This window comes from Streptomyces sp. NPDC002911, assembly GCF_053591835.1.
Genome location: NZ_JBSFUO010000006.1, coordinates 43,551 through 68,396, shown reverse-complemented (window position 1 = coordinate 68,396; position 24,846 = coordinate 43,551). Strand labels below are relative to the sequence as shown.

Annotated in this window: 28 protein-coding genes; 11 read left to right on the top strand and 17 right to left on the bottom strand. The window is 69.3% G+C overall.

Features of this window, described 5'->3' with window-relative positions:
* The first annotated feature begins 1 nt into the window (after position 1).
* Positions 2-841, top strand: coding sequence for a MaoC family dehydratase (locus ACWD04_RS11790; RefSeq protein WP_451130690.1), 840 nt, complete (start codon positions 2-4; stop codon positions 839-841).
* A gap of 5 nt (positions 842-846) precedes the next feature.
* On the opposite strand, the gene ACWD04_RS11785 is transcribed toward ACWD04_RS11790, so the two are convergent.
* Positions 847-1,467 carry a TetR/AcrR family transcriptional regulator gene (locus ACWD04_RS11785; RefSeq protein ID WP_451131118.1) on the bottom strand — a complete coding sequence of 207 codons (621 nt, stop codon included), beginning with the start codon at positions 1,465-1,467 and terminating at the stop codon, positions 847-849.
* A 393-nt stretch (positions 1,468-1,860) separates the two neighbouring features.
* Here ACWD04_RS11785 and ACWD04_RS11780 point away from each other — a divergent pair, with 393 nt between their 5' ends.
* On the top strand, positions 1,861-2,115 hold the full coding sequence (locus ACWD04_RS11780; RefSeq protein WP_451130688.1) for a hypothetical protein: 255 nt from the start codon (positions 1,861-1,863) through the stop codon (positions 2,113-2,115).
* Entirely contained in the window at positions 2,112-2,432 is a 321-nt protein-coding gene (locus ACWD04_RS11775) for a hypothetical protein (protein ID WP_451130686.1), read from the top strand. The genes ACWD04_RS11780 and ACWD04_RS11775 overlap by 4 nt, the downstream gene beginning before the upstream one ends.
* A gap of 70 nt (positions 2,433-2,502) precedes the next feature.
* Here the strand turns inward: ACWD04_RS11775 and ACWD04_RS11770 are convergent, their stop codons facing one another.
* The 5 genes from ACWD04_RS11770 to ACWD04_RS11750 all read right to left on the bottom strand — a co-directional run bounded on the left by ACWD04_RS11770 (position 2,503) and on the right by ACWD04_RS11750 (position 7,064).
* Positions 2,503-3,858: a dicarboxylate/amino acid:cation symporter gene (locus tag ACWD04_RS11770; RefSeq protein WP_451130684.1), complete on the bottom strand. Its 1,356-nt coding sequence runs from the start codon at positions 3,856-3,858 to the stop codon at positions 2,503-2,505.
* A gap of 394 nt (positions 3,859-4,252) precedes the next feature.
* Positions 4,253-4,549 carry a DUF4229 domain-containing protein gene (locus tag ACWD04_RS11765; protein WP_451130682.1) on the bottom strand — a complete coding sequence of 99 codons (297 nt, stop codon included), beginning with the start codon at positions 4,547-4,549 and terminating at the stop codon, positions 4,253-4,255.
* Between the two features lie 133 nt (positions 4,550-4,682).
* Entirely contained in the window at positions 4,683-5,210 is a 528-nt protein-coding gene (locus tag ACWD04_RS11760; RefSeq protein WP_451130680.1) for an N-acetyltransferase family protein, read from the bottom strand.
* Between the two features lie 141 nt (positions 5,211-5,351).
* Positions 5,352-6,515, bottom strand: coding sequence for an aminofutalosine synthase MqnE (mqnE, locus tag ACWD04_RS11755; protein WP_267075106.1), 1,164 nt, complete (start codon positions 6,513-6,515; stop codon positions 5,352-5,354).
* 93 nt (positions 6,516-6,608) lie between these two features.
* Positions 6,609-7,064, bottom strand: a complete 456-nt coding sequence (locus ACWD04_RS11750) for an Lrp/AsnC family transcriptional regulator (protein WP_451130678.1) — start codon at positions 7,062-7,064, stop codon at positions 6,609-6,611.
* Positions 7,065-7,185: 121 nt separating this feature from the next.
* On the opposite strand from ACWD04_RS11750, the gene ACWD04_RS11745 reads away from it, so the two are divergent.
* Positions 7,186-7,335 (top strand): hypothetical protein, encoded by a 150-nt coding sequence (locus ACWD04_RS11745; protein ID WP_451130676.1) that lies wholly within the window; start codon positions 7,186-7,188, stop codon positions 7,333-7,335.
* 10 nt (positions 7,336-7,345) lie between these two features.
* On the opposite strand, the gene ACWD04_RS11740 is transcribed toward ACWD04_RS11745, so the two are convergent.
* Entirely contained in the window at positions 7,346-8,011 is a 666-nt protein-coding gene (locus tag ACWD04_RS11740; protein WP_451131116.1) for a UbiX family flavin prenyltransferase, read from the bottom strand.
* Between the two features lie 113 nt (positions 8,012-8,124).
* Between ACWD04_RS11740 and ACWD04_RS11735 the strand changes: the two genes are divergently transcribed.
* A complete protein-coding gene (locus ACWD04_RS11735; RefSeq protein ID WP_451130674.1) occupies positions 8,125-8,727 on the top strand; it encodes a rhomboid family intramembrane serine protease in 603 nt (200 codons plus the stop codon).
* Here the strand turns inward: ACWD04_RS11735 and mqnP are convergent.
* Both mqnP and ACWD04_RS11725 read right to left on the bottom strand, forming a co-directional pair.
* Positions 8,717-9,640, bottom strand: a complete 924-nt coding sequence (gene mqnP / locus ACWD04_RS11730; RefSeq protein WP_451130672.1) for a menaquinone biosynthesis prenyltransferase MqnP — start codon at positions 9,638-9,640, stop codon at positions 8,717-8,719. The genes ACWD04_RS11735 and mqnP overlap by 11 nt on opposite strands.
* Positions 9,619-11,076, bottom strand: coding sequence for a menaquinone biosynthesis decarboxylase (locus ACWD04_RS11725; protein WP_451130670.1), 1,458 nt, complete (start codon positions 11,074-11,076; stop codon positions 9,619-9,621). The genes mqnP and ACWD04_RS11725 overlap by 22 nt, the downstream gene beginning before the upstream one ends.
* 88 nt (positions 11,077-11,164) lie before the next feature.
* Here ACWD04_RS11725 and ACWD04_RS11720 point away from each other — a divergent pair, with 88 nt between their 5' ends.
* Positions 11,165-11,572 carry a PLD nuclease N-terminal domain-containing protein gene (locus ACWD04_RS11720; RefSeq protein ID WP_451130668.1) on the top strand — a complete coding sequence of 136 codons (408 nt, stop codon included), beginning with the start codon at positions 11,165-11,167 and terminating at the stop codon, positions 11,570-11,572.
* A gap of 46 nt (positions 11,573-11,618) precedes the next feature.
* Here ACWD04_RS11720 and ACWD04_RS11715 read toward each other — a convergent pair whose 3' ends face one another.
* Positions 11,619-12,059, bottom strand: coding sequence for a MarR family winged helix-turn-helix transcriptional regulator (locus ACWD04_RS11715; protein WP_451130666.1), 441 nt, complete (start codon positions 12,057-12,059; stop codon positions 11,619-11,621).
* A 182-nt stretch (positions 12,060-12,241) separates the two neighbouring features.
* On the opposite strand from ACWD04_RS11715, the gene ACWD04_RS11710 reads away from it, so the two are divergent.
* A complete protein-coding gene (locus ACWD04_RS11710) occupies positions 12,242-12,937 on the top strand; it encodes a type 1 glutamine amidotransferase domain-containing protein (RefSeq protein WP_451130664.1) in 696 nt (231 codons plus the stop codon).
* Complete coding sequence (locus tag ACWD04_RS11705; RefSeq protein ID WP_451130662.1) at positions 12,934-14,256, top strand: aldehyde dehydrogenase family protein; 1,323 nt, start codon at positions 12,934-12,936, stop codon at positions 14,254-14,256. Before ACWD04_RS11710 ends, ACWD04_RS11705 begins: the two co-directional genes overlap by 4 nt.
* 62 nt (positions 14,257-14,318) lie before the next feature.
* Here ACWD04_RS11705 and ccsB read toward each other — a convergent pair whose 3' ends face one another.
* From ccsB to hemL, 7 genes are all read right to left on the bottom strand, one after another.
* Entirely contained in the window at positions 14,319-15,401 is a 1,083-nt protein-coding gene (gene ccsB, locus ACWD04_RS11700) for a c-type cytochrome biogenesis protein CcsB (RefSeq protein ID WP_451130660.1), read from the bottom strand.
* A complete protein-coding gene (gene resB, locus ACWD04_RS11695; RefSeq protein ID WP_451130658.1) occupies positions 15,398-17,092 on the bottom strand; it encodes a cytochrome c biogenesis protein ResB in 1,695 nt (564 codons plus the stop codon). Before resB ends, ccsB begins: the two co-directional genes overlap by 4 nt.
* Before the next feature lie 6 nt (positions 17,093-17,098).
* The gene (locus ACWD04_RS11690) at positions 17,099-17,863 is read right to left on the bottom strand and encodes a cytochrome c biogenesis CcdA family protein (RefSeq protein ID WP_451130656.1); all 765 of its coding nucleotides are present in this window, start codon (positions 17,861-17,863) and stop codon (positions 17,099-17,101) included.
* A gap of 4 nt (positions 17,864-17,867) precedes the next feature.
* On the bottom strand, positions 17,868-18,470 hold the full coding sequence (locus ACWD04_RS11685; RefSeq protein WP_451130654.1) for a TlpA family protein disulfide reductase: 603 nt from the start codon (positions 18,468-18,470) through the stop codon (positions 17,868-17,870).
* Positions 18,471-18,537: 67 nt separating this feature from the next.
* Complete coding sequence (locus ACWD04_RS11680) at positions 18,538-19,794, bottom strand: hypothetical protein (RefSeq protein ID WP_451130652.1); 1,257 nt, start codon at positions 19,792-19,794, stop codon at positions 18,538-18,540.
* 186 nt (positions 19,795-19,980) lie between these two features.
* Positions 19,981-20,679, bottom strand: a complete 699-nt coding sequence (locus ACWD04_RS11675) for a histidine phosphatase family protein (RefSeq protein WP_451130650.1) — start codon at positions 20,677-20,679, stop codon at positions 19,981-19,983.
* Positions 20,676-21,983 carry a glutamate-1-semialdehyde 2,1-aminomutase gene (hemL, locus tag ACWD04_RS11670; protein WP_451130648.1) on the bottom strand — a complete coding sequence of 436 codons (1,308 nt, stop codon included), beginning with the start codon at positions 21,981-21,983 and terminating at the stop codon, positions 20,676-20,678. The genes ACWD04_RS11675 and hemL overlap by 4 nt, the downstream gene beginning before the upstream one ends.
* A 292-nt stretch (positions 21,984-22,275) precedes the next feature.
* On the opposite strand from hemL, the gene ACWD04_RS11665 reads away from it, so the two are divergent.
* The 3 genes from ACWD04_RS11665 to ACWD04_RS11655 all read left to right on the top strand — a co-directional run bounded on the left by ACWD04_RS11665 (position 22,276) and on the right by ACWD04_RS11655 (position 24,834).
* Positions 22,276-22,872: a hypothetical protein gene (locus ACWD04_RS11665; protein ID WP_451130646.1), complete on the top strand. Its 597-nt coding sequence runs from the start codon at positions 22,276-22,278 to the stop codon at positions 22,870-22,872.
* 502 nt (positions 22,873-23,374) lie between these two features.
* Complete coding sequence (locus ACWD04_RS11660; protein WP_451130644.1) at positions 23,375-23,686, top strand: hypothetical protein; 312 nt, start codon at positions 23,375-23,377, stop codon at positions 23,684-23,686.
* 398 nt (positions 23,687-24,084) lie between these two features.
* On the top strand, positions 24,085-24,834 hold the full coding sequence (locus tag ACWD04_RS11655; RefSeq protein WP_451130642.1) for a Mut7-C RNAse domain-containing protein: 750 nt from the start codon (positions 24,085-24,087) through the stop codon (positions 24,832-24,834).
* Positions 24,835-24,846: the final 12 nt, after the last annotated feature.

Here is a 24,846-nt window from a genome sequence, read left to right as displayed (position 1 = left end):
CATGACCGGCCTGAGCCTGTCCCTCGTCCGCGGAGCCGTCACCTCGCCTTTCAAGCGCGCCGGGCGCCCCGGCGCCTCACTACCCGCCGGCCGTACGGTGCTCCCGCCCGCCCGCATGGCGCCCGGTCCACTCGCCGCGTACAGCAGGATCTGCGGCTTCGCCGAATCAGGCCCGCTGCCGCTCACCTACCCTCATGTCCTGGGCTTCCCCCTGGCCATGCGACTGATGACGGGCCGCGACTTCCCGCTGCCGGTGCTGGGACTTGTCCACACCTGGATCGAGATCACAGCGCACCGGGCACTGCAGCCGACGCACGCGCTCGAACTCACCGTGTACGCCGCTGAACTCACGCCGCACCGGCGCGGCACGGAGGTCACGATGGTGACCGAGGCGCGGCTCGCGGACGAGCTCGTCTGGGAGTCACGCAGCGGCTTTCTGTCCCGGCACGCGACGGGAGCACCGGCCACCCCTTCACCGCCCCCGGCCACGCCCCCGGAGCTGCCCGCCGTGGCCGAGTGGCGGCTGCCCGCCGACCTCGGACGGCGGTACGGAGCAGCTTCGGGTGACAGGAACCCCATCCACCTCCACCCCGTGACGGCGCGGCTCTTCGGCTTCCCCCGGCCCATCGCGCACGGCATGTGGACCGTCGCCCGCTGCCTGGCGGAGGCCGGGACCGGGAGCGGGGTGGGTGAGCCGGGCCGTATCCGGTCCATCCGTGCGGACTTCAAGGCACCGGTCCTGCTGCCCTCCACCGTCACGTACGCCGCCGACGGCACCGCCTTCCAGGTGCGCGGCGGCAGCCGTGTCCACCTCGCCGGCAGCGTGTCCCGGGAGAGCTGAGCCCCTCAGTCCCCCCGGGACTGCCAGCCGCGACCGTGCATGAGGTTCTCCAGGCCGGCCCACGAGAAGTTCATCAGGGTGGAGGCGGCCTCCTTGGCCGAGACACCGGGAGTGACGTTCGCCCACCCGGCGAGCGCCTCCGCCGCCCCGACCAGCGCCTGCGCGAGCCCGGCCACATCCCGGTCGGGCAGCGCGGGATCACTGTGCGCCTCACGCGCAGCCGCACCGATCAGAACGGTCACGAACGCAACGATCTCCTTCCGCAGCGCTCCCACCTCACTGACGAACGGCTCCCCGTGCGAGCTCGCCTGCTGGTGCAGCACCGCCCAGCCGTCCGGGTTCTCGGCGGTGTGCGTGAAGAACGCCCGCAGCCCCGACCACAGTTGCCTGTCAGCCGGGATACCCGGCTCCACCCCCGCCTGCACGGCTTCCATCAGCGCTTTCGACTCGCGGCGGATGCACGCGGTGAAGAGCTCCTCCTTGGAATTCAGATACAGATAGACCAAGGGCTTGGACACACCGGCCAGTTCCGCGATCTCATCCATCGAGGCGGCCCGGTATCCGCGCTGCGCGAAGATCCGCACGGCCGCGTCCGTCATCTGCTTCTCACGCACCGCGCGCGGCATCCGTTTGCTCTTCACTGCACTCACGTCAGACATCCCTCCCGCCCCCACTGCGCTACTCCTCGGTAAGAGTACGGCGCGGTCCGGCCGGCGTCGCGCGGAAGGAATGCGGTCCGGCCACGATGGCCGGTAGTCGTCCACCACGTCTGCGGCACCCCGCCCGTACGACTCCGGTAGCCCACAAGATCACACCTCGGACCGACGCCTCGCCCGGACCGTCCGCCTACTGTCCCTCGAGCACGAAGGAAGCCGAGGTCCTCCTGGCGGGCCGCGGGCTGGGGGACGCCGCGCCGGCCCTGCTCAGCTCCCTCGCCACCCACGCCCGGCGGGCGGATCCCCACGTGCGCCGCCTGTGACGCGGCCGAGGCGGCACCGGACGACGCGGCCGAACAGGCAGTGCTGACGACGGTCTCCACCGGGCGGGCCGCCGACCTCTCCTTCGTACTCGACCGGCTGACCGGCCCTCGCCCCGCCTGGGAGCACGCGCGCATGATCGACAGACGCCGGGTCGCCGCCGTCGGCCACTCCATCGGCGGCAGCGCCGCCGCCTCCACGATGCTCGCCGATCCGCGCGTCGACGCGGGGATCAACATGGACGGCACCTTCTTCGAGCGGATTCCGCGCCCGGCCTCGGCGAACGCCCCTTCATGATGCTGGGCACCACGTCCGCCCACCTCCCCGGCGGCGAGGACGACTCGTGGGACGAGGGCTGGCGGCGACTCGACGGCTGGAAGTGCTGGCTCGGCGTCGAGGGCTCCGGCCACTCCAGCTTCACGGACGTGCCCGTCCTGGAGGACCGGATGGGCGTGACGCTCGACCCCACGGTCACGCTCACCACCGACCGGCAGGTCACGATCACCCGCGACTACGTCGGCGCCTTCCTCGACCAGCACCTGCGCGGGCGCCACCAGCCGCTGCTGGACGGCCCCACAGCCGGCAACCCCGAGGTCGTCTTCCAGCGGCCCTGACCGACTGCACGCACGGGAGCGCCCCCGGACACCGTGTCCGGGGGCGCTCGTACGCTCGTACGCAGGAGGGTCACGCGGTGACGGGGACACCCTTCGTTTCCACGTCGCGCACCTCGGGCTCCTCGACCGGGGAGGCCGACGCCGAGTTGTACGCGTCGTGGTCGAGGATCTTCTCGCGGGCCGCGACGATCACCGGGACCAGAGCCTGTCCCGCGACGTTCGTCGCGGTGCGCATCATGTCCAGGATCGGGTCGATGGCCAGCAGCAGGCCCACGCCCTCCAGAGGGAGACCGAGGGTCGACAGGGTGAGGGTCAGCATGACCGTGGCGCCGGTGAGGCCGGCGGTGGCCGCCGAGCCGATCACCGAGACGAACGCGATCAGGATGTAGTCACCGATGCCCAGCTGGACGTCGAAGATCTGCGCGATGAAGATCGCAGCCAGCGCCGGGTAGATCGCGGCGCAGCCGTCCATCTTCGTCGTGGCGCCGAACGGGACGGCGAAGCTCGCGTAGTCCTTCGGGACGCCGAGGCGCTCGGTGACCTGCTGGGTGACCGGCATCGTACCGACCGAGGAGCGGGAGACGAACGCCAGCTGGATCGCGGGCCAGGCGCCCCTGAAGAACTGCAGCGGGCTGACCTTGGCGACCGTGGCGAGCAGCAGCGGGTAGACGCCGAACATCACCAGGGCGCAGCCGATGTACACGTCGGCGGTGAAGGTTGCGTACTTGCCGATCAGGTCCCAGCCGTAGTCGGCGATCGCGTAGCCGATGAGGCCGACGGTGCCGATCGGGGCGAGGCGGATGACCCACCACAGCGCCTTCTGGAGGAGCTCCAGGACCGACTCGCTGAGGGCGAGGATCGGCTTGGCCTTCTCACCGAGCTGGAGCGCGGCGATGCCGGCGACGGCCGCCATGAAGACGATCTGCAGGACGTTCAGCTCGGTGAACGGCGTGATGACGTCGGTGGGGACGATGCCGGTGAGGAAGTCGATCCAGGAGCCGGCGTTCTCGGGCTTGGCGCCGTCCTTCGGGGTGAGGCCGGTACCCGCGCCCGGGTTGGTGAGGAGGCCGATCGCGAGGCCGATCGCGACGGCGATCAGCGACGTGATCATGAACCAGAGCAGCGTGCGGGTGGCCAGCCTGGCGGCGTTGTTGACCTTGCGCAGGTTGGTGATCGACACCAGGATCGCGAAGAAGACGAGGGGCGCGACGGCCAGCTTCAGCAGCTGTACGAAGATGCCGCCGATCTTGTCGAGGGTGGTGACGAGCCAGCTGACGTCCTGGCTGCGGGCGAGCCAGCCGAGCAGGACACCGAGGACGAGACCGGCGACTATCTGCATCCAGAACGGGATGCTGGGCAGGCGGAAGCCGGAACCGGACGGCTTGCCGGCTTCGGTCTCGGCGGTGGGCGCGGGATTCGCGGACACGGACACACTCCAGATGTGACGCATCGGGACGTACGAGGACAGACGTACGGTCGTGCGGTCGAACAGGGGGACGGGGGTGCGGCGCCCGCGTCAGGGGCGGCGCCGCTGCATGATGCCGGTTCAGACGTTGCGGCAACAGACCGCGGACATACAGCGGCAGAGATCGACGTGCAGGCGCACCACGAGCGGGACGCCCAAGGCGTGGCGGGTGCGCACTGCTGTCATCATGGCGAATACGTTAACACTGCAACTTTGAGAACCCCAAAGGTCCACTTCTTGATCATTTTGGCCGACCGGGGCCCCGGACACACTGAAACCCCGGTACGGGAGCGGCTGCTCCGGTCCGGGGCCTCGTCAGTACGGGGTGCGGGGTGTGAGGAACCTTACGCGGCGCCTACCGGGTGACGCTGTCCTCGCGGGTGCGGTTCGCCTCGAGCCTCGCCTTGGTCCGGTCGACCGACGAGATGATCTGCTCGGACATCTCGTCGCGCTGCTTGCGCAGCAGGATGAAGCTGAGGGGCGCGGAGAGCAGGAGGCCGAGGAGGATGACCCAGACGGCGTTGGAGCCGCCGACGCCCGCGGGCAGGACGCCGAAGTGGACCGCCACACCGGCGATGAAGAAACAGCCGACGAAAATCAGCAGACGCATGGCGGTGTACCGGATCGTTGCGCTCGGCTTGGCAGCGGACACGGCTGGCCTTCTCTCTACGTCCGACGTTCCTGCGGTCGTGCAGTCTGGTTCCTGCCCGACCAGTGAAGCATGCCCCGAATTCGATCAGTTCGCAGGGTTGCCGTGCCGCTCCCACCGGAGGGCCGCGACGCTTCTACCGGAAGAGCGGGAGCAGCATGATCACGTCGTCGCGGTCGTCGCCCTCGGCGACCCGGATGGCGTCCGGGACCCGGCCCACCTCCTTGTATCCGCAGGAGGTGTAGAAGCGATCGGCACCGGTGCCGCCACGACAGGTGAGCCGGATGGCCTCGATGCCGTCGATCGCCTGGGCGGCGTCGGCCGTGGCGGCCATCAGCGCGCGCCCGTAGCCCTTGCCCTGGTGGCGCGGGTGCACCATCACCGTGTAGGCGCCGATCCAGTGCCGCATGAGCCGGTGGGTGTTGTGGGTGAGGAAGGTGGTGGCGGCCACCGTGCCGTCCTCGTCCCGTCCGACGATCAGGTGGGTGCGGCCTTCGACCATCCCGGCGAGGTGCTTGACGAGCTCGGGCCGGACCTCGTCGCCGGTGACGGGCGGCAGGAAGCCGACGGCCCCGCCGGCGTTGCTGACGTCGACCCAGAGCGCGGTGATGCCGTCCCGCAAGGCTCGGTCGAATGCGGGATCCACTTCGAATGTAAGCGCCATATGCGCAGATTAACTATTACGATGGTCGTCCTTCAAGCAGTGTCCACCACGCGAGAAAGCCCCGGCCGGAGGACGGCAGGCCGGGGCTTTCGTGCAGCGGGGCACGCGTGACGGGCGCAGGGGGCCGGGCGGCGTGAGGCCTCAGACGCGCATCGGCTGGGGCGTCTCGCGCCGGTCGGCGTCCGGGCCCGGGTACTCGCGGAGGATCTCGTACCGGGTATTGCGCTCCACGGGCCGGAAGCCCGCGTCCCGGATGAGGTCCAGCAGGTCCTCGCGGCCGAGCTTGTTCGGGGTGCCGTAGTCGTCGGCGTCGTGCGTGATCTTGTACTCGACGACCGAGCCGTCCATGTCGTCCGCGCCGTGCTGCAGCGCGAGCTGGGCTGTCTGCACTCCGTGCATCACCCAGAACACCTTGACGTGCGGGACGTTGTCGAAGAGCAGCCGCGAGACCGCGAAGGTCTTGAGGGCCTCCGCGCCGGTCGCCATCGACGTCCGCGCCTGGAGGGTGTTGCGGACCTTGCCGTCCTTCATGTCCACGAAGTCGTGCTGGTAGCGCAGCGGGATGAAGACCTGGAAGCCGCCGGTCTCGTCCTGCATCTCCCGCAGCCGCAGCACGTGGTCGACGCGGTGACGGGGCTCCTCGATGTGCCCGTACAGCATCGTCGCCGGGGTCTTGAGACCCTTCTCGTGCGCGAGACGGTGGATGCGCGACCAGTCCTCCCAGTGGGTGTTGTGGTCGACGATGTGCTGGCGGACCTCCCAGTCGAAGATCTCCGCGCCGCCGCCGGTCAGCGACTCCAGACCGGCCTCGATCAGCTCGTCGAGGATTTCGGAGGCCGAGAGCCCCGAGATCGTCTCGAAGTGGTGGATCTCCGTGGCGGTGAACGCCTTGAGCGCCACCTCCGGCAGGGCTTCCTTGAGCGCACTGAGCGAGCGCGGGTAGTAGCGCCACGGCAGGGTCGGGTGCAGCCCGTTGACGATGTGCAGCTCGGTGAGGTTCTCGCCCTGCATCGCCTTCGCGAGACGGACGGCCTCCTCGATGCGCATCGTGTACGCGTCCTTCTCGCCCGGCTTGCGCTGGAACGAGCAGTACGCGCAGGACGCGGTGCACACGTTGGTCATGTTGAGGTGACGGTTGACGTTGAAGTGGACGACGTCGCCGTTCTTCCTCGTACGCACCTCGTGGGCCAGCCCGCCGAGCCATGCCAGGTCGTCGGACTCGTAGAGCGCGATCCCGTCCTCGCGGGTCAGCCGCTCGCCGGCCCGGACCTTCTCCTCCAGCTCGCGCTTGAGTCCCGCGTCCACCAGTGCCCCTCCCATATCTCTACGTAACAGACTCCGGCAGCCAACCGTACTCCCCCGCCTTCGTGGCGGAGGCACCCCCGTCCGTACTCCGGGCTACTCCTCCTCGGGAAGCTCCCCGACCCGGTTCTCCCACTTGGTGGAGAGCACGACCGTCGTACGGGTCCGGGAGACGCCCCTGGTGCCGCCGAGCCTGCGGATCGTCTTCTCCAGCCCGTCCACGTCGCCGACCCGCACCTTGAGCATGAACGAGTCGTCGCCTGCGATGAACCAGCAGTCCTCGATCTCGGCGAGGTCCTTCAGCCGGTGCGCGACGTCCTCGTGGTCGGCGGCGTCCGAGAGGGAGATGCCGATCAGCGCGGTGACACCGAGGCCCAGTGAGGCGGCGTCGACGGTCGCGCGGTAACCGGTGATGACCCCTGCGGATTCCAGCCGGTTGATGCGGTCGGTGACGCTGGGCCCGGAGAGCCCGACGAGCCGCCCCAGCTCTGCGTACGAGGCCCTGCCGTTCTCTCTGAGGGCCTGGATGAGCTGTCTGTCCACCGCGTCCATGTGACTGAAACCTTCCATTATTCAGCAGTACCGCGACTTTACGTGTAGAATCCAAGGCGCGACAGGGTCAAGCCCTGCAAATCTTTTTCATCACCCGAGAAAAACTTTCGAATCTTCAGGAGTGACCTTCACCGTGTACTCGATCGAGATGGCCTATGCCCGGATGCGCGAGCTGCAGGACCTGGCCAACCGCTCGCGTGCCCACCAGCCCGCCGCCGCCCTCCGGGTCGACCGCACCCGCACCCCACGCGTGAACAGGAAGAAGCGCTGACCCCGCCGGTTCAGCCCCGGGAGGCGCCACCGAGCTCCCCTTCCCAGCGGCGGTACAGCCGATGCGGCACTCCCGCCGCGTCGAGCACCCGCCCGGCGACGAAGTCCACCAGATCCTGTACGTGCGTCGCCCCCGCGTAGAACGCCGGAGAGGCGGGCAGCACCACGGCGCCCGCCTCGTCGAGCGCGACCATCTGCTTGAGCGTCTGGCCGCTGAGCGGAGTCTCGCGCACGGTCACGACCAGCTTCCGCCGCTCCTTGAGCGTCACGCTCGCGGCCCGCTGCAGCAGATCCTTCGAGAGCCCGAGCGCCACCCCGGCCACACACGCCGTCGATGCCGGGACGATCAGCATCCCCTTCGCCGGATACGACCCCGAGGACGGCCCGGCCGCCAGATCGCCGGCCGCCCAGTGGCGTACGCCGCCGATGTCCGGCCGGAACGTGTCCGGGTTCCCGTCCGCGCCCCGCGCCAGCCACCTGCGCAGGTCCTCCTGCCAGTGGGCGTCGCGGAAGGCGATTCCCGTCTCGTCCAGGAGCGTCAGCCTCGAGGCACGGCTCACCACCAGATCGACGCTCTCCCCGGCGGCCAGCAGTCCGCGCAGCACCGAGGCCGCGAAGGGTGTGCCCGATGCGCCCGATACCCCGACAATCCAAGGCCTGCGCTGCTGTTGACTCATCGAAGTCCCGGCTGTCACACCGTCGAGCCTATCCGGCACCCTGCTCCAGGAACTGAGCCAGGGGCTCCGGACGTTGCAACGAATGAGGGAAGAGCCATGAACAGGGGGTGACCATGACGGGCACACGCACGAGCGCCACCGCACGAACCGTCACGGCCGGCGCGGTCATGATCGCCTGGATCGCCCTGCTGTGGCTGCTGGAAGTCGTCGACACGGCGACGGGCCACGCCCTCGACACCTACGGCGTCAGCCCGCGCGCGACCGCCGAGCTCGCCGACATCGTGCCGTCCGCGTTCCTGCACAGCGGCTGGGAGCATGTGGCGTCCAACAGCGTCCCGCTGCTGGTTCTCGGCTTCATCGCCGCCCTCGGCGGGATACGCAGGTTCGCCGCCGTGGTCCTCGTCGTGATTCTGGCGTCCGGCCTCGGTGTCTGGCTCACCGCGCCGCCGCACACGGTGACGCTCGGCGCGTCCGGTGTGGTCTTCGGCCTCTTCGGCTATCTGCTGGTCCGCGGCTTCGTGGACCGGCGCCCGCTGGACATCGTCGTCGGCGTGATCATCGCCGCGGTCTACGGCTCCCTGCTCTGGGGAGTGCTGCCGACGGACTCCGGCATCAGCTGGCAGGGCCATCTGTTCGGGCTGATAGGCGGGGTGGCGGCGGCGTTCGTCTTCCGCCGCCGCCACGACCAGGGTTCGAAGGGCTACATCACGGTGTGAGGCCCCGCACCAGCAGGTCGAGCAGCGCACATGCGAAGAGTGCGATCCCGATGAAGCCGTTGACCGAGAAGAAGGCCCGGTTCAGCCGGGACAGGTCGTGCGGCCGCACGACCCGGTGCTCGTACACGAAGGCCACGGCGACGATCACCATGCCGATCCAGTAGAAGAGCTCCGCGTCCGTCGCCAGCCCGAACCACACCAGCAGCCCGGTCGTCACCACATGGCAGACCCGCGCGCCCCACAGCGCGGCAGGGATCCCGAAGCGCGCGGGGAAGGAGAGCACTCCGTGGGCCCGGTCGGCCCGCACGTCCTGGCAGGCGAAGATCAGGTCGAAGCCGCCGATCCAGATTCCGACGGCCAGCCCCAGGATCACCGCGTCCCACGACCAGCTCCCGGTCACCGCCAGCCAGGCGCCGATCGGCCCGATGGCCTGTGCGAGGCCCAGTATCGCGTGCGGGAAGTTCGTGAACCGCTTGCCGTACGGATAGACGACCATCGGCACGACGGCGACCGGCGCCAGCACCAGACAGAGGGGGTTCAGCAGGACCGCGGCGCCCAGGAAGACGACGACGGCCACGATCGCGCCGGTCCACGCGGACTTCACCGTGACGGCGCCGGTCACGAGTTCCCGGCCCTCCGTGCGCGGATTACGGGCATCGATCTCCCGGTCGATGATCCGGTTGGCGGCCATCGCGAACGTGCGCAGCCCGACCATCGCGATGGTCACGAGCAGCAGCGTGCCCCAGTGGAATGTGCCGTCCAGCTGGAACATCGCGGTCAGCGCGGCGATGTAGGCGAAGGGCAACGCGAAGACCGAGTGCTCGATCATCACCAGCCGGAGGAACGCGCGGGGCTTGCTGCGGGGCTGTGGCACAGCTGCGGCGGAGGCGCTCACAGGCCGTACTCCTTCCATCGGCGGTCGACCTTCGCCGCCGTCTCCGGGTCCGACTCGACCATCTCCGGCCAGCCGCCGTCCCGGGTGTACCCCTCCTCGGGCAGCTTCCGCGTCGCGTCGACCCCGGCCTTGCCGCCCCAGAACTGCTGGTAGGAGGCATGGTCGAGGTGATCGACCGGGCCTTCGGTGAGCAGCAGGTCACGTGCGTAGTCGGTGTTGCCGAGCGCCCGCCAGGCCACCTCGTGGAGGTCATGGACGTCACAGTCGGCATCCACGACGACGATCAGTTTGGTCAGCGACATCATGTGCGCCCCCCAGATGGCACTCATCACCTTCTGGGCGTGCTTGGGGTACTTCTTGTCGATCGACACGATCGCGCAGTTGTGGAAACCGCCCGCCTCCGGCAGGTGGTAGTCCACGATGTCCGGGATGATGATCTTGAGCAGTGGCAGGAAGAAACGTTCGGTCGCCCGCCCCAGCGGCCCGTCCTCGGTCGGCGGCCGGCCCACCACGATCGACTGCAGCAGCGGACGCTTCCGCATCGTCACGCAGTCGATCTTCAGTGCGGGGAACGGTTCCTGCGGGGTGTAGAAGCCGGTGTGGTCACCGAACGGCCCCTCGGGCAGCATCTCGCCCGGCTCCAGCCAGCCCTCGATGACGACCTCCGCCTGCGCGGGGACCTGGAGCGGGACGGTCTTGCAGTCGACCATCTCGATCCGCTTGCCCTGGACGAAGCCGGCGAAGAGGTACTCGTCGATGTCCCCGGGCAGCGGCGCCGTGGAGGCGTACGTGACCGCGGGCGGCGCTCCGAACGCGATGGCGACGGGCAGCTTCTCGCCCCGCCGGGCGGCGGCCTGGTAGTGGTTGCGGCTGTCCTTGTGGATCTGCCAGTGCATGCCGATGGTGCGCTTGTCGTGGCGCTGCAGCCGGTAGAGCCCGAGGTTGCGGATCCCCGTCTCGGGGTCCTTGGTGTGCGTGAGGCCCAGGTTGAAGAAGGAGCCGCCGTCCTCGGGCCAGGTGAAGAGCGCGGGCAGCTGCTCCAGGTCCACGTCGTCGCCGGTCAGGACGACTTCCTGGACAGGGGCGCTGTCGCCCTTCACCTTCTTCGGCGGCAGGTGGGTCATCGATCCGAGCTTCCCGAACGCCTCCCGGATCCCGACGAAACCCTGCGGCAGCTCCGGCTTGAGGAGACCGCCGATCTTGTCGCTGATCTCGGCATAGGACTTCAGCCCGAGTGCCTTGAGCAACCGCCGGTCGGTCCCGAAGACGTTCATGGCCAGGGGCATGGACGCCCCCTTGACGTTCTCGAAGAGCAGCGCGGGGCCGCCCGCCTTGTTCACCCGGTCGACGATTTCGCCGACCTCCAGATACGGGTCGACCTCGGCCTTGATGCGCTTGAGATCGCCCTCGCGCTCCAGAGCCCGGAGCAGGGAGCGAAGATCGTCGTAAGCCATGAAGTCCATTATCGGCCACCCGCTACCCTGAGCCCGTCACCGGGGGCGGGACAACGCCTCCCCATCTCATCTCGGGGGACCCTTCACGATGCTCAGGGCCTTGATCTACCTTCTGCCGCTGGCACTGACGATCTACGCGTTCATCGACTGCCTGAACACCCCGGAGGACGAGGCGAAGCACCTGCCGAAGGTGGCCTGGGTGTTCATCATTCTGCTGTTCTGGATCGTCGGCCCGATCGTCTGGCTCGCCGCGGGCAAGATGCGCACCGCGCCCGCCGGGGGCCGCACTCCCTCGGAGTGGCACCGCAGCCGCCGCACCACGTGGGTGGCGCCCGACGACAATCCGGACTTCCTGAAGTCGCTGAAGGAGGAGCACAAGAAGGACGAGTCCGTCCTCAAGGACTGGGAGGCGGACCTCCGACGCCGCGAGGAGGAGATCAAGCGCCGGGAGGACGGCACCGGTCCCGAGGACACGACTCCGCCCGCCACGTCATGAGACACGTCATGCGTCACGCCATGCGTTCATGAGGACAGCAGAGCGTTCATGAGGACAGCAGGCGCCCCAGCCGGTCGAGCAGGGGCAGCAGGGCGGTGCGCTCATCGGGGGTGAGCGCCTCCAGGGCGCCGTGCACCACGCGCATCTCGGCGCGGATGCGGTGCACGAGTTCGGTGCCTTCCGCTGTACGGGAGGCCACCTTGGAGCGGCGGTCGCCGGGCGCCGGGGTGCGCGTCACCAGCCCGCGGGCTTCCATACGGCCGATGAGACCGGTGGCGTTGGACGCGTCGCACACCAGATGACCGGCCAGCGCACTCATGGGCATGGGCTCGTTGAGGGCGATCAGCGCCCTGGCCTGCGAGGTGCTGAGACCGTGCCGCCCGGCGACGGCGGTGAGGTCGTCGTGGTGGCCACGGACGACGACTGCGAGGGGTTCCAGCAGTTCGTCCGGAGTAGGGACGGCGCGGGGTGCCGGTTCCGTCGTCATGGTCGGTCATCCTTCGATCGGTACGTGCGGTCCGGAGGCCCGGACTCTGTCCGCCACACACCACATTTATTTGACATGCTCAACTTTGACCCGTTACATGAAGGGTATTGCTTGAGCATATCAAGCTTCATGTTTCAGGCGTCTCACGTCTCACGTCTCGCGTCTCGTAGGGAGCACCCCCCATGCCCTCCGTACTCTTCGTCCTCACCGGTGCCGACCACTGGACCCTCAACGACGGCACCACCCACCCCACCGGCTTCTGGGCCGAGGAACTCGCCGCCCCGCACCGCGTCTTCACCCAGGCCGGCTTCGACATCACCGTCGCCACGCCCGGCGGGGTCGCCCCCACCGTGGACAACGCCAGCCTCGCCGCCGAGGCCAACGGGGGCCAGGAGCAGGCCGACGCCGTGGCCTCGTACCTCGCCGCGATCGACGAGACACTCCGCATCCCCGCCCGGCTCGAGGACGTCGTGCCCACGTCGTACGACATCGTCTTCTACCCCGGCGGCCACGGCCCCATGGAGGACCTGGCCGTCAGCGAGGTGTCCGGCCGGCTGCTCACCCAGGCTCTGGACTCCGGCACACAGGTGGCCGTCCTGTGCCACGCGCCTGCCGCCCTGCTGCCCGCCCGCCGTGCGGACGGCAGCTGGCCGTTCGCCGGCTACCGCATGACCGGCTTCAGCAACGCCGAGGAGACCCAGGCCGGCCTGGCAGCCAAGGCGCCCTGGCTGCTGGAGAACCGCCTCGTCGAGCTCGGCGCCGACTACGCCGCCGCCGAGCCGTGGGCAGTGCACACCGTGCACGACCGCAACCTGCACACCGGCCAGAACCCGGCCTCCTCCGAGCAGCTGGCCCGCGAGATCGTGGCGGCCCTGTGAGCTCCGGGACCGTGCGGGAAACCCCGGCCGACACCGTCGCCCGGCTCCGCGCCACCTTCCGCACCGGCCGCACCAGGGACGTCGCCTGGCGCACCAACCAGCTGACGCGGCTGCGCGCCCTGCTCACCGAGCGCGGCGACGAGCTGGCCGACGCACTCCGGGCCGACCTCGGCAAGAGCCGCAAGGAGGCCTACCGGACCGAGATCGACTTCACGGTCCGCGAGATCGACCACACCCTGGAGCGCCTGGAGGCGTGGCTGCGGCCCGAGCCCGCCCCCGTACCGGCGGTCCTCGCGGGGGCCACCGCCCACACCGTGCAGGACCCGCTCGGGGTCGTCCTCGTCATCGCTCCGTGGAACTACCCGGTGCAGCTGCTGCTCGCGCCCGTCGTGGGTGCGCTGGCCGCGGGCGACGCGGTCGTCGCCAAGCCCAGCGAGCTGGCGCCCGCGACCTCCGCCGCCGTGGCCCGGCTGCTGCCGCAGTATCTGGACACGGACGCCGTTGCCGTGGTGGAGGGTGCGGTCCCGGAGACCACCGCCCTGCTCGCCGAGCGCTTCGACCACATCTTCTACACCGGCAACGGCACGGTCGGCCGGATCGTGATGGCCGCCGCGGCGAAGCACCTCACGCCGGTGACGCTCGAACTGGGCGGCAAGTCGCCCGCGTTCGTGGACCGCGACACGGACCTGAAGACGGTGGCCTCCCGGCTGGTCTCAGGAAAGTTCCTCAACACCGGCCAGACGTGCGTCGCCCCCGACTACGTCCTGACCGACCCGGAGACCGCCCCGGTGCTGGCGGACGCGCTCGCCGCAGCGGTCGAGGAGCGGTTCGGGCAGGATCCGTCCACCAGCCCGGAGTACGGCAGGATCGTCAACGAGCGCCACTTCGACCGGCTGGTCGGCCTCCTGGACTCCGGCCGTACGGTGACGGGCGGCGCCCACGACCGGGACGAGAAGTACATCGCTCCGACCGTACTGGCCGATGTCGCCCCGGACTCCCCCGTGATGCGGGAGGAGATCTTCGGCCCCGTCCTGCCGATCCTCACCGTGGACGGACTCGACGAGGCCATCGGCTTCATCAACGACCGTGACAAGCCTCTGGCCCTGTACGCGTTCACCCACGACCCCTCCGTACGGGAGCGGCTGCTGTCCGAGACCTCGTCGGGCGGGGTGGGCATGGGGCTGCCCCTGGCCCATCTGACCGTGTCGGACCTGCCGTTCGGCGGCGTCGGCGAGAGCGGCATGGGCAACTACCACGGCCGCTACTCCCTGGAGACGTTCAGCCACCGCAAGGCGGTCCTGGACACCCCTCTGGGCTGACGCCCGTACATGCGCGAGGGCGCGACCGCACCGAAGCGGTCGCGCCCTCGCGGTGGTGCCGGTCAGACTCCGGCGTAGGAGTGCTTGCCGGTGACGAAGATGTTCACGCCGTAGTAGTTGAAGAGCCAGCAACCGAAGGCGGCCAGCGCCAGGTACGCCGCCTTGCGCCCCTTCCAGCCGGCCGTCGCGCGGGCGTGAAGGTAGGCGGCGTACGCGACCCAGGTGATGAAGGACCAGACTTCCTTGGGGTCCCAGCCCCAGTAGCGGCCCCAGGCGTCGCCCGCCCAGATCGCGCCCGCGATGATCGTGAACGTCCACAGCGGGAAGACGGCGGCGTTGATGCGGTACGAGAAGGTGTCCAGGGTTTTCGCGGCGGGCAGCCGCTCCAGGACGGAGGTCGCGAACTTTCCGGGCGTGATGCCGTTGGCCAGCTTGTTCTCGTAGCTGTCACGGAACAGGTAGAGCAGGGTGCCGACAGCACCGAGGTAGAAGACCGCGCCGCAGATGATGGCGGTGGAGACGTGGATCCACAGCCAGTAGGAGTGCAGCGCGGGCACCAGCTGGTCGCTGTCGGTGTACAGCGTGGTGGTCGCGATACCGAGGTCCAGCAGGACCGTGGTGACCAGCATCAGGCCGATCCAGCGGACGTTCTTCCTCAGCACCAGCAGGGTCAGGTAGGCGCCGACGGCCACCGTGGAGAAGGTGATCGAGAACTCGTACATGTTGCCCCAGGGGGCCCGCTGCACCGACAGGGCACGCGCGACGACTCCGGCCGCCTGGACGGCGAAGGCGACGACGGTCAGGGAGATCGCGATCCGCCCCCACAGGTCGCCCTTGAAGGTACCGCCCGCGGCACCGGGGCCGTCCGGGACGTCACGCGTCCCGGCGGCGGACCGGGTGATGACCTTGGGGCGCTCCAGCACGGCGGTGCCGCCCTGCTGTGCGACCTGCACCTTCACCGTGGAGCCGCCGGTGGCCGAGTCCTTCTTCAGCGCGGCGGCGGTGCGGCCGACCTTGCTGCGGCTGCCGAGCACCCACTCCGCGATGTGTGCGAAGAAAGCCAGGGTGTAGACGGCCATCGACGAATAGATCAGCGTGTTGCTGGCGTTCGCCAGGCTCTCGTTGGTTGCGGCGGCGAGATTCACTTCTCAGCCCCTTCGGCAGGCTCTTCGGCGGGTTGTTCGGGCTCGGGGTCGGGGTCGGGCGCGGTGGGCGCCACGGTGTTGAGCGCGATCGCGAGATCGGCCAGCTCCTCGGGGAGCTTCGCGGACTCGCTGCGGCCCAGACCGGACATCTCGACGACGGTGACCCCGTCCGGCCCCTTCACGGCCCGCATCCACACGCGGCGGCGCTGGATGAAGAGCGAACCGGCGAGCCCGGCGATGGCGGCGACGGCACCGGTGAGGGCCCAGCCGCTGGCGGGCTGGCGCGTGATCTGGAAGCTGGCCCATTCGTCGACGCTCTCGAAGGTGATCGAACCCGCGCCGTCGGGGAGCTTCATGGTCTCGCCGGGGCGCAGCCGCTTCTTGAGCTGGTCCCCGTTGCTGTCCTTGAATTCCTTCATCTTGGACGTGTCGAGCTGGTACACGTTCTGCGGCAGCCCGGAGTCGACGCCCAGGCTGCCGTGGTAGCCGTTGAGCGCGAGGACCGGATAGTCGAGACCGGGGTACTGCGAGAACATCGTGCCCTGTCCGTCACCGGCGAACGTCGGTACGAAGAAGGCCTGGAAGCCCAGCTGGCTCTTCTTGCCGCTCTTGTCCTTGTAGCCGTCCATCACCTTGATCGCACCGGTCGAGGTGACGTTGTTGTCGATGGGCAGCAGGGGCACGGAGGACCTGTAGACCTCCTTGCCGTTGCCGTCCTTGACCGAGATGACCGGGGCGTAGCCGTGGGCGTTGAGGTAGACCTTCGTGCCGTCGACGACGAGCGGCTTGTTGACCTCGATGACCTTCTTCTTCGCCGGCCCGTCCGCGCCCTCGGAGTACGTCACCCGGGCCTCGTAGGTCCGGGGCGTACCGCGCTGGGGACCGCTGCGCTCGTACGTACCGACGAAGTCCTGCAGATCGAAGCTGAAGGGGGCGAGCTCGTCGTTGTCGAAGAGCGTGCCGGACTTGAAGTCGTCGTACTGGGTGATCGTGTTGGCGAAACCGTCGCCCTCGACGACGAGTTTGCCGCCCTCGGACTTGAAGAGCTGCCCACCGGCGAAGGCGACCAGCATGACGATCAGCGCGATGTGGAACAGCAGGTTCCCGGTCTCGCGCAGGTAGCCCTTCTCCGCGGCCACCGCGTCACCGACCACGTGCGAGCGGAAGCGCCGCTTGCGCAGGATGGCGAGCGAGGCCTCACGGACCTGCTCGGGTTCGGCGTCGGTGCGCCAGGTGGTGTACGCGGGCAGCCGGGTCAGCTTCTTCGGGGCGCCGGGCGGGCGGCCGCGCAGCTGTCCGACGAACTGGGTGGTGCGCGGGACGATGCAGCCGATCAGCGAGACGAACAGCAGGATGTAGATCGCGGAGAACCACACCGAGCTGTAGACGTCGAAGAGCTGCAGCTTCTCGTAGACCGGGGTGACGGTGGTGTGGGCTTCCTTGAAGGTCTGCACCTTCAGTTCGTCCACGCTGTTCTGTGGGATCAGCGATCCGGGGATGGCGCCGAGCGACAGCATGAAGAGCAGGATCAGCGCGACCCGCATCGAGGTGAGCTGCCGCCAGAACCAGCGTGCCCAGCCGATGACGCCCATGGCCGGTACGGAGGCGGCGGACTCTTCGCGCGGAGCGGTGGAGAGCTGCTCCCCGGCCTGGCCGAGGTCGCGCTCGTCCGTGGTGTTCGTGTTGCTCATGAAAACTCAGATCCCCACAGTGAAGCCGTCGGACCAGACTCGCATCTCCTGCATGAGCATGTCCCAGGCGCCCGTCAGCAGGAGTATCCCGGTCACGATCATCATGCCGCCGCCGATCCGCATGACCCACGCGTAGTGGCGCTTGACCCAGCCGAAGGCGCCCAGCGCCTTGCGGAAGGCGACCGCTGCCAGGATGAAGGGGATGCCGAGTCCGAGACAGTACGCCACGGACAGCACCGCTCCTCGGCCGGCGGTCCCCTGGTCCACGGCGAGCATGCTGACGGCGGAGAGCGTGGGGCCGAGGCACGGCGTCCAGCCGATCCCGAAGAGCGCGCCGAGCAGCGGCGCGCCTGCCAGTCCGGTCACCGGCCGCTTGTGGATGCGGAATTCACGCTGCGTCATCCAGGGCATGAGGCCCATGAAGAAGACGCCCATCGAGATCATCAGCACACCGAGGACCTTGGACAGGACCCCGCTGTAGTCCTGGAGGGTCTGGCCGAAGTAGCCGAAGAGCGCCCCGCCGGAGACGAAGACGGCGGTGAAGCCCAGGACGAAGAGGGAGGCGCCCGTCACGGTTCTGCCCCGCCTGCCCTGGGCGAGGTCGGTGCCGCTGACGCCGGTGACGTAGCTCAGGTATCCGGGGACGAGCGGCAGGACGCACGGCGAGAAGAACGAGACCAGTCCGCCGAGCAGCGCGATGGGCAGAGCCACCAGCAGGGCGCCGTTGAAGACGGTGTCGTTGAAACCGGACGCCGCGGCCAGTTGGAGCACGGCGTCACTTCTCCGCGATCAGCGGGTCGATCATCTTCCGCAGCTTCTCCCCGTCGAGAGCGGCGAGCGTGCGGGCGGCGAGCTTCCCGTCCCGGTCGACGACCACGGTCGACGGGATGGCCTGAGGGTTCAGCGTGCCCTTGGGGAAGCGCAGGAGCAGCTTCCCGGTCGGGTCGTAGATGCTCGGGTAGGTGACCCCGAAGTCCTGCTCGAAGTTGACCGCGAGGGACTTCTGGGGGTCACGGGTGTTGACACCGACGAACTGGACGCCCTGGTCCTCGGTCTCCTGCGACACCTTCTGGAAGTGCTTGGCCTCGGCGCGGCAGGGGCCACACCAGGATCCCCAGAAGTTCAGGACGACGACCTTGCCCTTGTAGTCGGTGACATCGAGCGCCTTGCCGTCCAGGGTCGTGCCGTCGAGCTTCGGCGCGTCCGTGCGTTCGCCCCTGGCCACGGTGGAGATGCCACCGCTGCCGGTGACGAAGTTCGTGTTGCCGCCGCCGCCGGCCTTGGTGCCGCCACTGCATGCGGACAGGACCAGGACACCGGCCACGACTGTGGCGGCGAGCAGGGTGGAGCGGCTTCGGAGTGCGCGGCCAGAACTCATGTGAAAAGTTTCGCATGACAGTTCCAGGGATCTTGGGCACCCCCCTCGGTGCCCGTAAAGCCCCTTGTCAGGCCTGTTTAAAGAAGGTGTTCCAGCCGCCCTGGGGGGACTGTCCCACCTGGAGCGTACGGAGCTTCGCCAGCACCGCCGGATCCTGTACGTCGAGCCAGTCGACGAACTGCCGGAAGGAGACGAGGCGCACATCGGGCTTGCCCGCGATGTGTGTGAGCGCGTCCTCGACGGCGTCCATATAGATGCCGCCGTTCCACTCCTCGAAGTGGTTGCCGATATAGAAGGGCGCGCGATTCGTCTCGTACGCGCGGTCGAATCCGGCGACATACGCCTCAGTGGCCTGGGTGCGCCACCCCGGATAGCGGGACGGCATTCCTTTGGTCGAGTTCTTCGACTGGTTGGCGAGGATGTTGTAGTCCATGGAGAGGACTTCGAAGGTGTGACCGGGGAACGGAATACCCTGCAACGGAAGATCCCAGACGTCCTGGCGTTTCACGGGCCACACCTGACGGCCGCCCGGCGAACTCGCGTCGTAGCGCCAGCCCAGCTGCTTCGCGGTGGGCAGCAGATTGTCCTGGCCGAGCAGGCAGGGCGTGCGGCTCCCGACCAGTTCCTTCCGGTAGTCGAACGGCAGCGGGTCGAGATCCTCCCAGCCGGTGTTCGTCCGCCATTCGGTGACGAACGAGACCGCCTGATCGATCTCGCTCTGCCATTGCGCGGGCGTCCAGTCGCCGACCGAACCGGAACCGGCGCAGAAGTGTCCGTTGAAATGGGTGCCGATCTCGTGACCGTCGAGCCAGGCCTGGCGTACGTACGTGAGGGTCTGCTTGACGTGGTCATCGGTGAGATAGCCGATGTCGGAGGCGCCCCGGGGGTTGTTGGGCGGGCGGTAGAGGGACTTCTTCGACTCGGGAAGCACATAGACCCCGGAGAGGAAGAAAGTCATCGCCGCGTCGTGTTCCTCGGCGAGTTCGAGAAAGCGAGGGAAGAGCCCGTTGCCGACCTCCCCTGCCCCGTCCCAGGAAAAGATCACGAACTGCGGCGGCGTCTGGCCGGGTTCGAGCGGAACGGGGGCGGCGGGCTGATTCGGCTGCTTGCCGGTGTCCGCCGTGGAACCGTCGCCGATCAGTCTGATCTGTTTTCCGGGAGCGCCTCCGCCATTCCCGTGCGTCCCTTTACCGCCCTTGGAGCCCTTCTCGGGATCCGTCCTGCCGTTGTCCGAGGAGCCGAGGGAGCCGCAGCCGGTCATCGACAGTGCGGCTGCGGCTCCGAGTCCGGCCCCGAGCAGACCTCTTCGGTTGATTTCACGCATAGCTTCCCCATCTGCTGTCGTATTACCTCAATGCCATACAAACTGGCGATGGCCTAGATGAGGAAAACAACACGACGGTTCCACTGATAATCGCAAAAATTGTGACGTGCACAGCCCCTTGCAGGCGCTGCACACGACACACAGGACGGCGGGGCGCACGGGGCTCGATGCGCGGCGTACGGACGGCTACGCCCCGAACGCCTTGGACTTCCCCTTGGCCGGCTTCGCACCCGCGAGCAGATGCGCCGGCACCAGGTCCCGGGCGGGCTCGGTGTACCCGACGGACACGATCTCGTCGCCCTGGTACGTGAACGTCGTCAGCGAGGCCAGCGTGCACTGCCGCTTGCGCGGGTCGTGCCACAGCCTGCGCCGCTCCACGAAGCTCCGCACGATCCAGATCGGCAGCTGGTGGCTGACGCAGACCGCCTCGTGCCCGCGCGCGGCGTCGCGCGCCGCGTCCAGGGCGCCCATCATCCGTACGACCTGCTCGATGTACGGCTCCCCCCAGGACGGCTTGAAGGGGTTGGTGAGGTGCTTCCAGTTCTCGGGCCTGCGCAGCGCGCCGTCGCCGACCCCGAAGGTCTTGCCCTCGAAGACGTTGGCGGCCTCGATGAGGCGCCCGTCGGTGGCCAGGCCCACGCCGTGCGAGGTGGCGATCGGCGCGGCCGTCTCCTGGGCGCGCTCCAGCGGGGAGGCCACGACATACGTGATGTCGCGCTTCTCCAGGTGCTCGGCGACCCGGTCGGCCATCCGGCGGCCGAGGTCGGACAGGCTGTAGCCCGCGCGGCGTCCGTAGAGCACGCCGTCCGGGTTGTGCACCTCACCGTGGCGCATCAGGTGGACGACGGTGATGTCCTTCTCCGTGCTCTCGCTGGTCCCACTCATGCGACGGCCTCCGCCGCGGCACGGGCGGCGGTGGGCAGCGCCGCCGCGATCCGCTCCAGGGCCGTCGCGTCATGGGCCGTGGAGACGAACCAGGACTCGAAGGCGGACGGCGGCAGATACACGCCCTGTTCCAGCATCGAGTGGAAGAACGCGGTGAAGCGGAAAGCTTCCTGCTTCTTCGCGTCCTCGTAGTTCCGGACGGGCTCGCCGGTGAAGAAGACGGAGAACATGTTGCTCGCCGCCGACACCGTGTGCGCGACGCCCGCCTTGGCGAACGCCTCGCCGACCAGGGAGCGCAGCTCCGCGGAGACCGCGTCGACCTTCGCGTACGCCGTGTCGTCGAGCAGCCGCAACTGGGCGAGCCCGGCCGCGGTGGCGACCGGGTTCCCGGAGAGGGTGCCCGCCTGGTAGACGGGACCGGCGGGGGCCAGGTGAGCCATCACGTCGGCCCGGCCGCCGAAGGCCGCGGCAGGGAAGCCGCCGCCCATGACCTTGCCGAAGGTCATCAGGTCGGGCCGCACCCCGTCGATGCCGAACCAGCCGGCCTTCGACGTACGGAATCCGGTCATCACCTCGTCGGAGATGTACAGCGCGCCGTTGGCCGCGCAGATCTCCTTCAGCCCGGCGTTGAAGCCGTCCAGCGGCGGCACGACGCCCATGTTGCCCGGCGACGCCTCGGTGATCACGCAGGCGATCTCACCCGGCTGCGCGGCGAACGCGGCGCGCACGGCCTCCAGGTCGTTGTACGGCAACACGATCGTGTCGCCCGCCTGGGCGCCGGTCACGCCGGGCGTGTCGGGCAGGCCGAAGGTGGCGACCCCCGAGCCGGCCGCGGCCAGCAGCGCGTCGACGTGGCCGTGGTAGCACCCGGCGAACTTCACGACCTTGGCGCGCCCCGTGAAACCACGGGCGAGGCGGATCGCGGACATGGTCGCCTCGGTGCCGGACGACACCAGCCGCACCTGCTCCACGGGCTCGATCCGGGCCACGATCTCCTCGGCGAGCGCGACCTCGCCCTCACCCGGCGTACCGAACGAGGTACCCCGGGCGACGGCGTCATGGACGGCCGCGGTGACCTCAGGGTGCGCGTGGCCGAGGATCATCGGCCCCCACGAACACACGAGGTCGACATACTCACGGCCGTCGGCGTCGGTGAGGTACGGGCCCGTACCGGACACCATGAACCGGGGCGTACCGCCCACGGCCCGGAAGGCCCGCACGGGGGAGTTCACGCCGCCGGGCGTCACGAGGGACGCACGGTCGAAAAGCGTCTGCGAAACTGGGGCTTCGTATGAATACGCCACTTTGGTCCTGATCTGCGATTCGAGGTTCGAGGGGCCGGGCCGGACTTCCCGGCCGCCGGTGAGCAGGGAGCGCGCTCTTCCCGTATGAGGTGCGTACAACGAAAGGGCGTCAGTCTCCTCGCGTCTGCAAAACTGGGGCGTCATAGGGAAAGCTCACACATGCCATGGTGTCAGAGGCATCGGCGGTCTTGCGGACAGGTGTTTCACCGCACGCCCGTGGGGGAGGTCACTGACGATGATCGGGTTGCGCGGCGGGGCTGTGTCTCCTAAGAAGTAGTCGGGTGGATGAGATATGCATCGCGGTGGCGGAGTGGGCGAAGGGACCGACGACCTGGGGCCCGAGCCTGCCCGGCGAGGGCGGCACCGGCGCAGGGCGGAGCGCGAGGCCGAGCGTGCACGTGACGCGCGGGCCGGTGGGGCCGACGGTTCGGAGAGCAGGAGCAGTGGACGGGTGGGGGTGACCTACAAGTACTTCGGTGCCCCTGACGGGGCGACCGCCGCACGTGTGCCTATTTCCATGCGCCCCGAGGAACTGGGCGGCGACGAGCTGGGCATGGGCGGCATGTTCAGCAAGATCAAGCCCGAGACGGTGGCGGCCATGGTCCTCACCGGCATACAGGGCATACCCCTGAACAAGGTCCCTCCACTGGAGCTGGTCGTGCTCCACCCCGACTACGCGGTGGTCAAGCTGCCGATGACGGTGGTCGACCCGCTCCGGGACGTCGGCGAGGAATCGGTCGGCGCGGCGGCCTTCATCTGGTCCACGGTCCCGGACCGCGGCGGCCCGCGCGACGCGTTCAACGTCTACCAACTGCTCCACGAGTGGCAGGACTTCTCCCACCGGCTGCACGACGCGGGACACCAGGCGTACTGCCTGGTGTGGCCCTGACCCGGCGGCGAGGTGCTCCGGGCGGCGGCCCGGGCGGCGGGGGAGGACGGGGCCGCCCCGTAAGAGCTGGCACGTGTGCGCGTTCCACCCCTCCGTTCGGGTGCAGGAACGTATGGCACACGACGGCAAATGAACCGCGTGTGGTCGTGGTGGCCACGGAAGACGGTGTCGCCCGATCCGAGCCCGGGGGAGCCTGGACGGGTGGTCGGGGGGCTTTCGGACCGGTCGAGGCGCTGGAGGAGGCCGCCGGGAGCGGTGGACGGCGGACCGTGGCCGGCAGTTTCGCGCGGTGCGATGCACCGGACCAGGGAGCTCGCCCCACCACCCCCAGCCGGCGCGGACCGAGGAGTTCGCGCTGCCCCTGCGCACACACCTCGACCGGAGGCGGAGGGACATCCTTCGGCCATTCATTGACCGAAGAGTGATCTCCAGCCGCACCGCCGGGCCTGCCGATGCAAGGAGCACGGTATGCAAGGAGCACGACTCCCGAGGAGGCACCCGCATGGATGACCTGCTGCTGGCCCTGACCGTCCCGGCCGTGGTCGTCGCGAGCGGGGTGTACACCGTCGTCGACTGCCGGCGGCAGCGCCGGCACCCGCCGTCGCCGCACACCCGCCGGGCGGCCCGTCTCGCGGCGCGCGACGCACTGGTCCTGGCCGAGGCCGTCGTCGACAGCGCGTACGCCGCCCTCGGCAGGCTCTACGCCGACCCTGCCACCCCGCACCCGGCCGCGGACTCCCCCGCTGTCAGCCGCGAGGCGGACGCCGGCCCGGATCACGGCCCGTCGCGGGAGGCAGCCGCTCGAAGGCCGTAGCCCCGGGCGACACGGGGAACAGCTCGCCGAACACCTTCATCCCCGCGCCTGCGGGGCCGTCGCGGCCGGCCCCGGCTCCAGCTCCGCCACCACGACAGGGTCCGGCTCCGAGCCCTGGCCTGCCGCCCGGACCCAAGTGGGTCATCCTCCGCCAGCGCACCCACGAGGCGCTGCGGCACGCCGGGTCGGAGCCGGCGCCCGACCGGGCGGAACTCGCCGCCGATCTCGGCTACGGCGACCGGGCGCACCTGGTCAGGCACTTCGCGGCCACGGTCGGCGTGCCCTCGAAGGCCGCCGCGCGGCGCTGACCCCGGCCGCCGGCGGCCGGGCCGGCGCCCCTGGCCGCCACAGCCGGAAACCCCTCGCCGACGCGTCCCGCACAGTGGCATCCTGACCGGGTGAACGGACCCGAGATCACCCTCGAAGTAGCCCCGGAACTGCGGCTCTTCATCGCCCACGACCGCCGCCAAGGGCGCACCGCCGTCACCACGGACGGCTCCTCGACCCTCGGACACGTCGTGGAGTCCCTCGGTGTTCCGCTCACCGAGGCCGGACAGCTCCTCGTCGACGGCCGCCCCGTGCCCGTGTCGCACATCCCCGGCGCGGGCGAACTGGTCGAGGTGCGGGCGGTACGACGCCCCCAGCAGGTCCCGGGCGCACCGCTGCGTTTCCTGCTCGACGTACATCTGGGCACGCTCGCCCGGCGGTTGCGGCTCCTGGGTGTGGACGCCGCGTACGAGAGCGAGGACATCGGCGACCCGGCGCTCGCCGCCCTCTCGGCGGAGCAACGACGCGTCATGCTCTCCCGCGACCGGGGGCTGCTCAGGCGCAGGGAGATCTGGGCGGGGGCGTACGTCTACAGCGACCGGCCCGAGGAGCAGCTCCGCGACGTCCTGGGCCGCTTCGCCCCCGTGCTCGTGCCGTGGACCCGCTGCACCGCCTGCAACGGAGAGCTCGCGGAGGCGGACAAGGACTCCGTGCGCTCCCACCTGGAGCAGGGCACGCAGGCGGCCTACGACGTGTTCGCGCAGTGCACCGCCTGCGGCCGGGTGTACTGGCGGGGCGCCCACCACGCCCGCCTCGAAGCCGTCGTGGCGGAGGCCGTACGCGAATTCGGCGGGGCGGGAAGCCAGGCGCCCACGGCCTGAGAGGCCACCCGG

Excerpts from the sequence above, each read along its gene's own strand:
- ACWD04_RS11665 (WP_451130646.1), top strand. The coding sequence starts at position 22,276 with ATGCATCGCGGTGGCGGAGTGGGCGAAGGGACCGACGACCTGGGGCCC.
- ACWD04_RS11740 (WP_451131116.1), bottom strand. The coding sequence starts at position 8,011 with ATGAGTCAACAGCAGCGCAGGCCTTGGATTGTCGGGGTATCGGGCGCA.
- resB (WP_451130658.1), bottom strand. The coding sequence starts at position 17,092 with ATGAGCAACACGAACACCACGGACGAGCGCGACCTCGGCCAGGCCGGG.
- ACWD04_RS11760 (WP_451130680.1), bottom strand. The coding sequence starts at position 5,210 with ATGGCGCTTACATTCGAAGTGGATCCCGCATTCGACCGAGCCTTGCGG.
- ACWD04_RS11675 (WP_451130650.1), bottom strand. The coding sequence starts at position 20,679 with ATGAGTGGGACCAGCGAGAGCACGGAGAAGGACATCACCGTCGTCCAC.
- ACWD04_RS11720 (WP_451130668.1), top strand. The coding sequence starts at position 11,165 with ATGCTCAGGGCCTTGATCTACCTTCTGCCGCTGGCACTGACGATCTAC.
- ACWD04_RS11785 (WP_451131118.1), bottom strand. The coding sequence starts at position 1,467 with ATGCCGCGCGCGGTGCGTGAGAAGCAGATGACGGACGCGGCCGTGCGG.
- ACWD04_RS11750 (WP_451130678.1), bottom strand. The coding sequence starts at position 7,064 with ATGGACGCGGTGGACAGACAGCTCATCCAGGCCCTCAGAGAGAACGGC.
- ACWD04_RS11775 (WP_451130686.1), top strand. The coding sequence starts at position 2,112 with ATGATGCTGGGCACCACGTCCGCCCACCTCCCCGGCGGCGAGGACGAC.
- ACWD04_RS11725 (WP_451130670.1), bottom strand. The coding sequence starts at position 11,076 with ATGGCTTACGACGATCTTCGCTCCCTGCTCCGGGCTCTGGAGCGCGAG.
- ACWD04_RS11660 (WP_451130644.1), top strand. The coding sequence starts at position 23,375 with ATGGATGACCTGCTGCTGGCCCTGACCGTCCCGGCCGTGGTCGTCGCG.
- ACWD04_RS11790 (WP_451130690.1), top strand. The coding sequence starts at position 2 with ATGACCGGCCTGAGCCTGTCCCTCGTCCGCGGAGCCGTCACCTCGCCT.
- mqnP (WP_451130672.1), bottom strand. The coding sequence starts at position 9,640 with ATGGAAGGAGTACGGCCTGTGAGCGCCTCCGCCGCAGCTGTGCCACAG.
- ACWD04_RS11710 (WP_451130664.1), top strand. The coding sequence starts at position 12,242 with ATGCCCTCCGTACTCTTCGTCCTCACCGGTGCCGACCACTGGACCCTC.
- ACWD04_RS11735 (WP_451130674.1), top strand. The coding sequence starts at position 8,125 with ATGACGGGCACACGCACGAGCGCCACCGCACGAACCGTCACGGCCGGC.
- ACWD04_RS11680 (WP_451130652.1), bottom strand. The coding sequence starts at position 19,794 with ATGCGTGAAATCAACCGAAGAGGTCTGCTCGGGGCCGGACTCGGAGCC.
- ACWD04_RS11715 (WP_451130666.1), bottom strand. The coding sequence starts at position 12,059 with ATGACGACGGAACCGGCACCCCGCGCCGTCCCTACTCCGGACGAACTG.
- ACWD04_RS11685 (WP_451130654.1), bottom strand. The coding sequence starts at position 18,470 with ATGAGTTCTGGCCGCGCACTCCGAAGCCGCTCCACCCTGCTCGCCGCC.